The organism is Anaerocolumna chitinilytica (genome assembly GCF_014218355.1).
Taxonomy (GTDB): domain Bacteria; phylum Bacillota; class Clostridia; order Lachnospirales; family Lachnospiraceae; genus Anaerocolumna; species Anaerocolumna chitinilytica.
Genome location: NZ_AP023368.1, coordinates 1184417 through 1197063, shown reverse-complemented (window position 1 = coordinate 1197063; position 12647 = coordinate 1184417). Strand labels below are relative to the sequence as shown.

Sequence of the window (12647 nt, the reverse complement as noted above, 5' to 3'; positions counted from 1 at the left end):
ATAGGAAAAAGGGTAAAATGCTTGTAGAATTGTTTTATGATATGCTGACATTCAGATTTGCACTCAATGGTAGATTAACGAATTACCAATCATAGACGCGAAAGGGGTTATTATGAGATATATTGACCTGCATGTACATTCCAATGCCTCAGACGGCACGTTAACTCCCACAGAAGTGGTCAGGCTTGCTGCTACCTTGTCTCTTTCTGCTATTGCATTGACCGACCACGATACCTTAGCCGGAATCAGAGAAGCTCAGACAGCGGCATTACTGCTATCTGACTCCGAGAACCCTTTGCGCATTATACCAGGTACAGAGATTTCAGTGGCTTACAATAAAAGAGATATCCATATCCTTGGACTTTTTCTTGATATTGATAATAAAGTTTTAAATGATGCACTGCAAGAAGCACTTCAAAAACGCAATGAACGCAATGAAGAAATGACTGCCAGACTTCGTGGCGCCGGTATTAATATTACCGTTGAAGCTTTAAAGGCTGCTGAAGGTGAAGCTGTGTTAACCAGAGCACATTTTGCCAAGTATATGACCGAGCATGGATATACCAAATCCAATAAAGATGCTTTCGAAAAATACTTAAACGACTCCTCTCCTTACTATGTTCCAAGAGAATATCTCTCCCCTGAAACAGCCATTTCTCTTATACACCAGGCAGGAGGCCTGGCGGTCCTTGCCCATCCCTTATTATATAAGTATAACCTGGAACAATTGGATGAAATTATCTCTCTCTTTGCCGGTTATGGTTTGGATGGTATTGAGGCTATCTATTCCATGAACACCGGTTTCGATGAGGGTATTGTAAGAAGATTTGCCAACCGTTATAATCTAATGATAACCGGTGGTTCTGATTTTCATGGCAATAATAAACCAGACATTGCTCTTGGCACTGGAAAAGGAAATCTGTTGATTCCTGAAACTCTTTTAGAACCTATGGAAAAACGCTTAAAAGAAAGGTCCCTGTAATAAGGGACCTTTTCATTATTCCTATTGAAGTGATTACTCTTTATCCTTGGAAGCTACTGCTGCCTGAGGTTTCTCGATTTCTACAATTGCGGTCTTTTTCATAGGTATACGGCAGTTTTTATTATTACCGAATTCAACAATTACCACATCATCCATCACATCAATAACAACGCCGAAAAAACCACCGGAAGTCAGAACACTGTCTCCGTTTTCAAGTGTTGACATCATAGCATCCATTTTCTTCTGCTGCTTTTTCTGGGGACGTATAGCCATAAAATAAAAGATACCTACCATAACTACGATCCACATGATAAGTGTTGCCATAGATGTAAGTCCACTGGCCTGACTTGTTAAAATTCCAAATTGCATATTGTTCCTCCTACAAATAAAATATTATTTACTCTTCGCCTACGGCGAAATTGCCTGCGGCAAAACCGTCCAGCTTAGCTTTCTTATATTCCGCATACCTTTGTTCTTCAATGGCACCACGGATTTCTTCCATCATATTATTATAGAAATACAGGTTATGAGTTACCAAAAGCCTTAAGCCCAGCATTTCCTTCGCCTTTAACAGATGCCTGATATATGCTCTGCTGTAATGCCTGCATACAGGGCAGCCACAGCCGGATTCAATCGGTGCGCCATCCAGTTCGTATTTGGCATTCATCAGATTCATTTTACCATGGTTTGTATAGGCGTGTCCATGTCTACCGTTTCTTGCCGGATAGACGCAATCAAAAAAGTCAACTCCTCTTTCAACGGATTCCAGAATATTCTCGGGCGTTCCCACTCCCATTAAATACGTGGGTTTTTCTAAAGGCAGATAAGGAACGGTTTCCTCCAGAATATAATACATTTCCGCATGGCTCTCGCCAACCGCCAAGCCTCCCAGAGCATACCCATTCAGGTCAAATTCGGATATCCTTTTGGCATGTTCAATTCGAATATCTTTATAAGTACCACCTTGATTGATGCCAAAAAGCATCTGGTTCTTATTGATGGTATCCGGCAGACTATTCAGTCTGGATAACTCATCTTTACACCGAACAAGCCACCTGGTAGTTCTGTCCACAGAATTTTGCATATAGCTTCTTTCTGCCGGATGAGGGGGACATTCATCAAATGCCATTGCTATAGTAGAAGCCAGATTGGATTGTATTCTCATACTTTCTTCCGGTCCCATAAATATCTTCTTCCCATCGATATGGGAATTAAAATAAACGCCTTCTTCTTTGATTTTTCTAAGCCCTGCCAGGGAAAACACCTGAAACCCACCGGAATCAGTAAGTATTGGTTTATCCCATACCATAAATTTATGAAGTCCGCCCAGTTTTTTTACCACTTCATCTCCTGGTCTTACATGTAGATGATAGGTATTGGATAATTCCACCTGCGTTTTTATCTCTTGCAGGTCCTGGGTAGATACTGCACCTTTTATTGCCGCTGCTGTTCCGACATTCATAAAGACCGGGGTCTGTATCACGCCATGAACGGTATGAAATTCTCCCCGCTTGGCTCTTCCGTCTTTTGCCAGTAACTTGTACATTATATTCTCCGATCTGTTTTACCGCATAAATTACTTTTCATTAAAAAAGCTGATTGCTACTGTACAAGTATACCTGTTGGCGAACGCTTTTTCAACTAAAATTTATAGTATTATTACCAAATTTGTTGCTTTTTTCTCTTACTTTTGATAATATGTTAAATAATTACATTAGAAAGAAGACCGTTATGTCTATCAGGAATAATCTTAGGATTACGCTATTCGTACTGTCTCTTCTGCCAATTATTTTTCTGTCGGCACTATCCTATCATATGATGTCCGGCAAGCTGATAGCAGCAGAGAAAGCTGCTTTAATGCAGACGGCAGTAACTAACAGTCAAGGTCTGAAGGCCCTCTTAGAGAGCAGGCAAACAGAAATCAATCTTCTGGCTCAGGACAGCAGTATTTATGACTATATGTCCTTGGCTTCGGAGAAGTCTGCTTCAAGCACGGCTTTAAAGAATACTCTCTTTAAAGCTGCAGCTGCTTCACTGTATAACCATAGTAAAACCTTATCCTATTATCAGAACATAAAAGTGTATGACCGGGATAATACTGTGATATTAAGTACTGATGGACAGGAAACGAATAAACAGGTATCGGACAACCTGACTCTCACTTATATGAGGGCAACATCAAAGGAAGCAAATGCCGTTAGTGGTATCTTAAAGAAAAAACAGGCTGATGGTTCTTCTCGCTTCTACATCGAAGTAGGCTGTCCCGTTAAACAAATAAATAATTCAAAAAATATCTTAGGTTATCTGGTAGGTACCCTTGATATATCAAGTTTTTATTCTTATCTAAGCTCCATGACTGTAGGCAGTAAGGGTTATGCTTTCTGTCTTGACAAGTATGGCAATTATATCTTTCATCCCAACAGCAGATACATTGATACCAATATAAAAGACGATCGGCTAGGAAGGCTTGTCACCGATTACTATAGCGGAAAAATAGAAGAATCCGGCAGCTTTCGGTACGCTTTTGAATCTCTGGATACCATCTATGGCTATAGCATCTTAAAAGATACGGGATGGGTTGTTGTTATGAAGCAGGAAGCCAATTCCGTAACCGGCCTCGCACGAATTATATTATACATATTTATGGCCGGTATCGTTCTATGTTCTCTTATTATGTTATTTGCAAGCGATAAGGTAGCTACCTTCTATACGGAACCTATTATGGAACTTAAAAATACTCTTAGGACCGCATCTGAAGGAAACTTAAGAGCCCAAAGTAATATCCGGTCTAAAAACGAATTCGGGGAACTCTCCAGAAACCTGAACAAGATGCTTCATATCGTAAGAAGCAGCTACAATGAGTTATCCGCCATGCATGAAGAGCTCATTACAAAGGAAGAACAGCTTCGATTAAATTACAATCACATAGAATATCTTGCTTACCATGATATTCTAACAAACCTTCCCAATAAGATGGCTTTTATTGAAAGGGTTAATCAGGCTATTTCCTCTTCGCCGGGCTCTAATAAGATCCATGCCGTATTCTTTGTAGATATGGATGATTTTAAGACAGTCAATGATACCTTGGGACATGAATGCGGTGATAATCTTTTGTCACAAACGGCAGCCCATTTGCTTTCCCTGACTACCAGCGACGATATTCTTGCAAGAGCCGGTGGAGATGAATTCCTGCTATTTCGTGAGGATTTGGAGAATGAGCAGGAGGCTTTGGATTTTGCCGAGACAGTTATTGACTCACTTAAAGTTCCTTTTCATATTAATGAGGAATATATCTACGTATCCCTAAGCATCGGAATTGCCCTCTATCCTAAAAACGGGCTTACACATACTTCTTTGATAAAAAATGCCGATATCGCTATGTACAAGTCAAAGGATACCGGAAAGAACAAATTTACACTCTTTGATGTAACCATGGAAGAAGAATTAAACCGTAACTCACTTATTACCGAGGTTCTGCGCCATGCTATAGCTAACAAAGAAATCTATGTTATGTACCAGCCTCAGTATAATATCCGCAAGGAAGAAATGACCGGATTTGAGGCTCTTATGCGTATCCATAATCCAAAACTGGGAGAGCTGACTCCCCAGGAATTCATTCCCGTAGCGGAAGAAAGCGGCATGATTACGGAATTAGGGGAATGGATCTTAAGAGAAGCCTGTTTATTTAATAAAAGATTAATTGATTGCGGTCATGACTCACTCTCTGTCTCCGTAAATATATCCAGCGTACAATTAAGTAAGGCCAACTTTAAAGATATTATTCAAAACATTCTGGAGGAAACGGGCTTACCGGCAGCAAACTTAGAATTGGAAGTCACAGAAAGCACCCTCGTATCTTCCTTAACCAATGCTTCCGTTCAATTATCCTCTCTAAAAGAACTTGGAGTATTGATATCATTGGATGATTTTGGTACAGGCTATTCTTCCCTGAATTACCTTACAAACATGCCAATTGATACACTTAAAATGGACAAGTCCTTTGTTAATAACATCTGCAGTAATGCAAAAGACGCCAGAATAGCCTCCGGCATTATTAATCTGGCCCACAGCATGAAGCTTGAAGTTATTGCAGAAGGTGTTGAAAAAGTAGAACAATTGGAAGTATTAAGAAGAAATAAATGCGATATCATCCAGGGTTATATTTACAGCAAACCGATATTACCTCATGTACTATTTGAAACATTAATTCCAGCCTCCGAGGATACAGGGAATGATACAACTGAAAAAGTCTATCAAAATGATGTGAAATCCATAAAATTTTCTTAAAATTTTCTTGACAATTGACACAATTTATAATAAACTAAATAAGCAGTGCAGAGAGCATGGCCAATAAATAGGGGATTGGTCAAATGGTATGACAAGGGTCTCCAAAACCTTTAGCGGGAGTTCGATTCTCTCATCCCCTGTTAGAACACTATCGATAGTCGGTAGTGTTTTTTTTATTGGAATTACAGGGAGAATCCCAAAGTTTATGTAAACCCTCAAACTGATGTAATATAAATTACTCCGTTTGGAAGTTTTATTTTATGGCAAAGAGAAGAAGGGACGAATCTCCCTAAAGACAATCTCTTTCCTATTCAGAACCAAAAACGGATTTGATTTATTAATTAACCACATCTTTCAAAATTTCAATTTATTTAACTTATTATTTCTACCATAATCTTTCAAATTATTATGTTTATCCAAATATAATTTTCCTATTTTTATCCATATGTGATATAATTATGTCAGTAATTTGTAATTAATTTACGAAAGGAGAATGATTATGCAACAATATGTAGTATTACAGGTAACATTGAAAGAAAAGTTTATTGGAACAGGATCTGGAAATTTAACAGAGTTAGAAGGAGTAATTAATGCTCAAGCAGCAAAGGGCTATCGATTACATACGATAACTACAGCTTCTGCTGCAAGTAAAGGATTTATGGGTGGAGATAGGATACAGGCTACTCTAGTGTTTGAGCTTATATAAAACAAACAAATTGGCTATATTTAAGTTTCCAGTAATGAAATAAAGGCATATTTTATGAAACTTGAGAGAATCTAAACGACGGTTCTCTCTGTTTTTTAGTTGAGTAGTTATAAGAAACTATGGCATTATTATGAGAGGTCTCGAAAAATTGACTTTTTATTATGACGCTAAATGGTCTAGCTCTGACTATTCTGTTTCTGGAGAAACAAATACTATAAATCTTCCGGATGTGGAGTTACATGTGCAGCGATTATAATTGCATCACTAAAAAATACTTGTTGAACCTCACATTATGCTCATTTTATAACAATCTATTTACTCATAAAGTCCTTCGGTTGATTTCCCACTTTTCCCACTTATTCCTATAACTCGTGGCCATTTATTGGTTTCTATTATAGTTGTAGCGTTTATATTACCTAAATGAGCATAAAAATGGCGAAATTGCGAAAGAATCAAACTTAATCGGTTGGATTTACAACCAGATGGGATGTCATATAGCATTTCATCCGTTAGTGTATCTAAATAGTTCATAATTTTCGTCTTAATGCTCTCAAGATATCGTAATAATTCATCTCTTGTGAGTTTTTTTTCGCTTTTTATGTCTAAAGAGTTTAAATTGGGTTCGTGAAAATCAGGCTCTTTATACTCGGTTGGATTTATATACCATTGATCACAGGAATGTAGCATATGATATACATGTTTCCATATAGGCATATCACAAAGAATGAAATCAAGGTTACACGTTTGCAACATAATACTTACATTTGTAAACAAAACCTCTGTATTAAGTTTTATAGCATTTATTAATTCTGACTTCATAATTGCACCTCCGTAAAACATAATAATCTGGATTATAAATTTATATACCTAAAAATGCTAACCCTCACAAATGTAAAAAGGGCGTCGCATAATTTATTACGACAGCCCCTTTCCTCATTCTAAAGCAATACTCAATATCCGTTCATAACTGCAAAAATACAATTGTGTGTCTTTCTAGGAATCTTTTTTGTTACTACTCCCACCCGCATCATCCGAATTTGAACCATTACCTTTTGCTTGAGCATCTGTACAATTACTTTTGTTCTTTATATTCCGAACTAACTCAAAAGCTCCGGTGCTGGCCAGACCGCTTGCAAGTCCTCCAAGGAAAATCTCCGGTGAAAAAGTCCAATTATTCATCCAGATATTTAAGAAAGTACCCAGAGCTCCCATAATCAATGGTATATATTTGTTGGGTATTACCGTAATGCTATGCTTTATAATATAGCCCAGACAATAGCAGATGCCGACTATTATCAGTACTACGTATTGATTTAAGAAATCCATAGCTTCCTCTTTTTCCGGTGCTCTTATTGTGGCACCACAAACAAACTGTCGACAGATAAGGTAAGCTGTCAGGAAAACAGCTCCCTCTAACCTATTATATTCTAATCGTTTGTTTTTTTTCCTCTTTCAGGCTTATACGGTCACTCTTCCGTCCTTTCGATTACTATCTATCTTTTCTGTCTCAATTTTTACTTTTATATATATAGCGCTGCCAATTAATATAAGAAAACCTAAACCATTTAATATCTGCTGTGCATAGATGAATTTACCTCCGATAATTACCGGATTGGCCTCTAAGACATTAAGTATCTTTCCTCCTACAATGGATACCAGAAAGCCTAATACACCGGAGATAGAGGAAACAAGGGACAGCCATATCATTCTTTTCTCACCCTGGAAGAAATCCAACTGAACACCAAATAGTCCAATTCCTACAAATGCCCAGGCAGTAGAAGACAGTACCGCCCCAAAGATGAAAAAGGGATAAGCATTTCCGGGTACGGTTAAGGCTATTACCAAAATATTCAAGGCCAGAATCGTTAAACTGTATCGCAATATTTTTGCCATACCATATTTATCAGCCATTCTTCCGAACTTGGGAGTTATGTATATTCTGTACAAATTACAAATAAAGCCAACCAGCATCATAAAGGTATATGGCAGTTTCAAGATATTGACCTGATAACTTGCCACAAAAGGTGCCGAAATATAAAAGCCTGTGATATATAGGCTTTGCAGTATAAGAGCTTTTCGGAACTTATTGTTTCGAAAGGCATGCGTCAGCTCTGAAAAGAGGTTATTGCTCTTATTGCCTTCGGTATCACTTTCCATTTCCTTTGCTTTTTTAGCAAGGCGCCCATGCATTTCCTTTCCTTCCTCATTCAGATAGGAAACTCTTGGTTCCTTCATTTTGGACATTGCTACCACATTAATTATTACAAGAATAAAAATTAGCACTCCAACTATTAAGAAACCTGTCCGAATAGCACTCGCTTTAAAATAATCCAGTATCATACCTGCTATCAGCATTACTCCGGATACTATGAAAACGGCGATAGAATCTTTGATGGAGAAATATTTTCCTCTCAGCCGGCTGGGGACCAGGCTTGCTATCCAGTCCTGTGAGGCAGGCGTTCCCACCTGGACAAATACTTGCCCTATAAAATAGAGAAATATGATTGCAATTGCTTTCCATTTATTACTGATGTCTAGAAAAGGAATAAAATAAATAGCAGAAAATAATATTCTTTGAAGGGAGGTAAAACATACCAAAAATTTATATTTTTTAATACGTCCCATAAATTGTATCAGAAAAATCTGCGCCAAAGCTGCCAAACTGGCAAGTGAGGTTATAATTCCGATATTGGCATCCGAAATCTTGCAATAAGTCATTAAGCTGGCAATAAAAGCACCGCCGGCAAGCTGTCCGATTGTCTGAGCCGCACTATCCCCTATTGTAAAATTTACTCTGCTTTTTTTATAATCTTCTTTGCTTTCAGGAAGTGCCATGAAGTATATCCGGCGAAGCTTCGCAAGCAGGTATTGATTTGTATAATGTAAACCACAAGACATGAAAAATAAAGTCCTCCATACACTTTCTGCATACTTTTGTTTATAGTGTCAGAAAATTATTATATCGTAGGAAAGACCCTTTTGTAAATTGGTTTCATTTGTTATTCTGTATAAATAGCATGTAGTTTCTTATATAGTTCTCTTGCAGAAATTCTTACAGAGTGGTGTCATATACTTGGTAATACCCCTGTGGAAATCCACAAATAGGACATATGGCAGGTGCACAAACTCCTCCCAAAATATTTCCGCAGTTTACACAAATCCACAAAACCTCTGTTTTTTTGCAGAAAACCTCATTTTCCTTAATATCATCTGCAAAATTTTGAAAAATCACATCATGATTTAATTCGATATTTGCGACGCCATCAAATAAAGCTGCAATCTCATTAAAACCTTCTTGTCTTGCAACTTCTGCATATTGTCTGTAACTTCCGTTTCCTTTCTCATCCTCAGCTGCAGAGGCTTCTATAAGATTTTCAAGGGTGCTTGGAAGTGTTCCTTCGTTAATAAGACGTAGCCATATAATTGCATGTTCTCTTTCAAAACCTGAGATTATCTCAAAGACATTTCCTATTTGTATATAGCCATCCTGCCTGGCTCTGATACCATTAATCTGATATCTGGTACTGCTCATTAATTCACCATGAAAAGCCAGCTGCAGATTTTGGTAAGTCTTGCTTTGCTTAAAATCCATTCCCTCTCCTCGTTTTCTCTAATCTACTAAATACTATGAGAATAATATTGTATTTATGTAAAAGGATAATTATTATTAATAAGCGAATAATTTTTACTTCAATGGGAACAATGATTTTGATAAATCAGAAAATTTCTTAGAAAAGAGGTTCTTATGTCACACGTAGCTCCGGCAATTAAAGATAAGTTTGAATCGCTGCCTATTGAATTAAAGGACGCTATCCTAAGGCGCAATGTAACATTAAATAATATGCAGGATTTAATTAAGATTTTAGAGCAAATCGTAGCAGAAGGAGAAGGGGCTTAAACCCCTTCTCCTTCTCCATTTTTCTATGTATTATTATTCTCCCAAATCGATTAACATTTCAAGGGCATTTCTTGCATTATCCGTTATATCTCTCTGGTATGCTATCTCATGCTCCATATTCCTGGATACATCATTGGAAATATAAGCTGCTTCCAGGATTTTCTGAAACACCGTTTTTACATCACTTACCATATCATTTTGCATTTTAACGATGTCATAAATACTATCGATGGCTTTTACCGTTTCTGTAACAAAGGTTTGAATGGAAGCAATGGTTTCTGATATTTCTTTTGAGGATTTAGCAGACTGTGCCGCAAGATTTCTGACTTCTCCTGCTACGACCGCAAAACCTTTTCCCTGCTCACCGGCTCTGGCAGCTTCTATGGAAGCATTTAATGAAAGCATGTTGGTCTTATTGGAAATGCTGCCTATCACTTCAGCAAATCCTACGATCATATTGGATAGGTTTTTCATCTGGTTAATATTATTGGAGGAATTCTCAACTACCTCATTAAGTGAATTTATTCTGTCAAGCATATCATCTACGCATGTAATTCCTTCTTTTACAAGATTTAAAGAAGTATCTGAGCTATTAATGGCATCAAAAGCATTCTTTTCAACCTTGAGCTGGGAAGTATCGAGGTTTTTGACAATATCGCCTAAACTATTAATGAATCCTTCCTGTTTTTTTAGTAGTTTACCAATTTCCATACATCCATCTGCGCAATCCATTTTTTACCTCCATTGCTGTGTATTCAAACTTTTATGCAGTTCTCGCAATCTCCGGACTCCGGGAGGTTGTTCTATTAATCATGTTTTTACTACACAGGCTATACTTTGTACTAGAATCTTAGTAGTGTTTACTTGGTAAATAATCTGTTTAATTCCTTTAAATTCTTAACTCCAATCAACTTTATATTAGTTCTTTTAATATTTTCTGCATTGGTTTTGGGTAAAATACAAGTGTGAAATCCCATCTTTTCTGCTTCCAGTACACGCTGCTCCGCCATACTGACTCCGCGGATTTCTCCGGTCAAACCAATTTCACCAAAGCAGATCGTATGCTCATCCAGGCTAAGATTACGGTAACTGGATAAGAGGGCCAGCACAATCGCTAAATCCAAAGCCGGTTCATTTATTTTCATGCCTCCCGCCACATTGACATAGGCATCCATTCCGGACATCTGTATACCAATTCTTTTCTCCAGAACCGCCATCAACAAATTAACTCTGTTATAATCTGTTCCGGCTGCAGTACGTCTTGGCATATTAAAATTGGTCTGGCATACCAGTGCCTGAACTTCTACAAGAATTGGTCTGGTTCCTTCCATGGAAGCAGCTACTACAGAACCCGGTTCATCCTCCGGTTTCCCCTGAAGCATGAATTCGGAAGGATTCAGTACTTCCCTAAGTCCCTTATCCTGCATTTCAAACACTCCGATTTCGTTGGTAGAGCCAAAACGGTTCTTAACTGCACGAAGTATACGGTAAGAAGCCTTATCCTCTCCTTCAAAATAAAGCACGGTATCTACCATATGCTCTAACACTCTGGGACCTGCCACTACGCCTTCTTTGGTAACATGTCCAACTATAAAGATGGTAATTCCAAGGCCCTTCGCCAGATGCATTAAAACTCCGGTAGTCTCCCTGACCTGACTTACACTGCCGGGGGCTGCTCCAATGTCTTCCTTATACATTGTTTGAATGGAATCAATGATTACCACCTCAGGCTTTCTGCTTCGTAAAATCTCTTCAATATTATCCAGATTGGTCTCGCTGAGCAACAACAGGTCTCCCTGGAAGGTACCAAGCCTGTCCGCCCGCATTTTAATCTGCTGTAAAGATTCCTCACCGGATATATAAAGTACACTATGCTGTTTATCGGTTAATTCTCTGCAAATCTGAAGTAACAGGGTCGATTTTCCTATACCGGGATCACCGCCAACCAAAACCAGTGACCCAATAACGATTCCTCCGCCTAATACCCTGTCCATTTCTATAAGGCCGGTTGTTATCCGGTTGTTTTCTGTTGTGCTAACCTTGGCTAATAGCTCCGGTTCCATGAAAAGGCCGCGTCCTCTGGCTTTTTCCTTTGCTTTTAATGGAGGTTCTTCTACAAAGGTGTCCCAAGCCTTACAAGCTGGGCACTGTCCCATCCATTTAGAGGCTTCATATCCGCATTCCTTGCAGAAAAATACATTTTTTTGTTTTGCCATGTTATCCTCATTATGTATAAAATCTTGAATAAATTTTTAATTGTAAGAAAGGAGAGGTCTTCGCCTCTCCTTTGTGTCTCACTGTGTATGCCTCTTAGCTCATGAATATATCCTGTTACAGCTTTATAATTTTTACTTCAGCTTTACTTGTATTGCTGAGTTCAACGCTGAAATTAAGTTTACCGCCAAGATTTGTTTTCATTTTTCCTACGTTGGTATCATCGATGAATATCTTATATTCCTTCTCAGCTTCTAATTCCAGAGTAATCTGAGAATCTTCAAAGCCTTCGACAATAAAGCTAATTTCTCTTTCTGTCAGCTCAAGACCTGTTACTGAGGTTCCCGGAACAGACTCATATACGATCATACCGTTCTTTTCAAGTTTTGTAATTTCCTTAAAGGTCTTTACCTTATACAAATCTCCGTTGTGCTCGAAATCATTCACTTTGGATTTCTCACTTAATTCATAATTGCCGAAACTGATTGTCCCATTGCCTTCTTTTCGAATTAATTCTTTTACAACTGACATGTAGAATCCTCCCAATTGATAAATGCTTG

13 protein-coding genes and 1 tRNA gene are annotated in these 12647 nt (G+C 38.1%); 5 read left to right on the top strand and 9 right to left on the bottom strand.

Features of this window, described 5'->3' with window-relative positions:
• The first annotated feature begins 112 nt into the window (after nucleotides 1-112).
• Nucleotides 113-982 carry a PHP domain-containing protein gene (locus bsdcttw_RS05170; RefSeq protein WP_185258328.1) on the top strand — a complete coding sequence of 290 codons (870 nt, stop codon included), beginning with the start codon at nucleotides 113-115 and terminating at the stop codon, nucleotides 980-982.
• Between the two features lie 33 nt (nucleotides 983-1015).
• Here bsdcttw_RS05170 and yajC read toward each other — a convergent pair whose 3' ends face one another.
• Nucleotides 1016-1351 (bottom strand): preprotein translocase subunit YajC, encoded by a 336-nt coding sequence (yajC, locus tag bsdcttw_RS05165; protein ID WP_185258327.1) that lies wholly within the window; start codon nucleotides 1349-1351, stop codon nucleotides 1016-1018.
• Nucleotides 1352-1379: 28 nt separating this feature from the next.
• Complete coding sequence (gene tgt / locus bsdcttw_RS05160; RefSeq protein ID WP_185258326.1) at nucleotides 1380-2528, bottom strand: tRNA guanosine(34) transglycosylase Tgt; 1149 nt, start codon at nucleotides 2526-2528, stop codon at nucleotides 1380-1382.
• A 185-nt stretch (nucleotides 2529-2713) separates the two neighbouring features.
• Here tgt and bsdcttw_RS05155 point away from each other — a divergent pair, with 185 nt between their 5' ends.
• From bsdcttw_RS05155 to bsdcttw_RS05145, 3 genes are all read left to right on the top strand, one after another.
• On the top strand, nucleotides 2714-5269 hold the full coding sequence (locus bsdcttw_RS05155; protein WP_185258325.1) for a bifunctional diguanylate cyclase/phosphodiesterase: 2556 nt from the start codon (nucleotides 2714-2716) through the stop codon (nucleotides 5267-5269).
• Nucleotides 5270-5338: 69 nt separating this feature from the next.
• A tRNA-Trp gene (locus bsdcttw_RS05150) sits at nucleotides 5339-5409 on the top strand.
• Nucleotides 5410-5768: 359 nt separating this feature from the next.
• Nucleotides 5769-5975: a DUF4177 domain-containing protein gene (locus bsdcttw_RS05145; protein WP_197979825.1), complete on the top strand. Its 207-nt coding sequence runs from the start codon at nucleotides 5769-5771 to the stop codon at nucleotides 5973-5975.
• Between the two features lie 315 nt (nucleotides 5976-6290).
• On the opposite strand, the gene bsdcttw_RS05140 is transcribed toward bsdcttw_RS05145, so the two are convergent.
• The 4 genes from bsdcttw_RS05140 to bsdcttw_RS05125 all read right to left on the bottom strand — a co-directional run bounded on the left by bsdcttw_RS05140 (nucleotide 6291) and on the right by bsdcttw_RS05125 (nucleotide 9567).
• The gene (locus tag bsdcttw_RS05140; protein WP_185258323.1) at nucleotides 6291-6794 is read right to left on the bottom strand and encodes a hypothetical protein; all 504 of its coding nucleotides are present in this window, start codon (nucleotides 6792-6794) and stop codon (nucleotides 6291-6293) included.
• Between the two features lie 174 nt (nucleotides 6795-6968).
• A complete protein-coding gene (locus bsdcttw_RS05135) occupies nucleotides 6969-7301 on the bottom strand; it encodes a phage holin family protein (RefSeq protein ID WP_185258322.1) in 333 nt (110 codons plus the stop codon).
• A 132-nt stretch (nucleotides 7302-7433) separates the two neighbouring features.
• The gene (locus tag bsdcttw_RS05130) at nucleotides 7434-8873 is read right to left on the bottom strand and encodes an MFS transporter (RefSeq protein ID WP_185258321.1); all 1440 of its coding nucleotides are present in this window, start codon (nucleotides 8871-8873) and stop codon (nucleotides 7434-7436) included.
• Nucleotides 8874-9027: 154 nt separating this feature from the next.
• The gene (locus bsdcttw_RS05125; protein WP_185258320.1) at nucleotides 9028-9567 is read right to left on the bottom strand and encodes a rubrerythrin family protein; all 540 of its coding nucleotides are present in this window, start codon (nucleotides 9565-9567) and stop codon (nucleotides 9028-9030) included.
• A 153-nt stretch (nucleotides 9568-9720) separates the two neighbouring features.
• Here bsdcttw_RS05125 and bsdcttw_RS05120 point away from each other — a divergent pair, with 153 nt between their 5' ends.
• Nucleotides 9721-9873, top strand: coding sequence for a hypothetical protein (locus bsdcttw_RS05120; RefSeq protein ID WP_185258319.1), 153 nt, complete (start codon nucleotides 9721-9723; stop codon nucleotides 9871-9873).
• Nucleotides 9874-9906: 33 nt separating this feature from the next.
• On the opposite strand, the gene bsdcttw_RS05115 is transcribed toward bsdcttw_RS05120, so the two are convergent.
• From bsdcttw_RS05115 to bsdcttw_RS05105, 3 genes are all read right to left on the bottom strand, one after another.
• Entirely contained in the window at nucleotides 9907-10605 is a 699-nt protein-coding gene (locus bsdcttw_RS05115) for a methyl-accepting chemotaxis protein (RefSeq protein WP_185258318.1), read from the bottom strand.
• Nucleotides 10606-10733: 128 nt separating this feature from the next.
• Nucleotides 10734-12089 (bottom strand): DNA repair protein RadA, encoded by a 1356-nt coding sequence (radA, locus tag bsdcttw_RS05110; protein ID WP_185258317.1) that lies wholly within the window; start codon nucleotides 12087-12089, stop codon nucleotides 10734-10736.
• A 115-nt stretch (nucleotides 12090-12204) separates the two neighbouring features.
• Nucleotides 12205-12618: an endosialidase gene (locus bsdcttw_RS05105; RefSeq protein ID WP_185258316.1), complete on the bottom strand. Its 414-nt coding sequence runs from the start codon at nucleotides 12616-12618 to the stop codon at nucleotides 12205-12207.
• Between the last annotated feature and the right edge of the window lie 29 nt (nucleotides 12619-12647).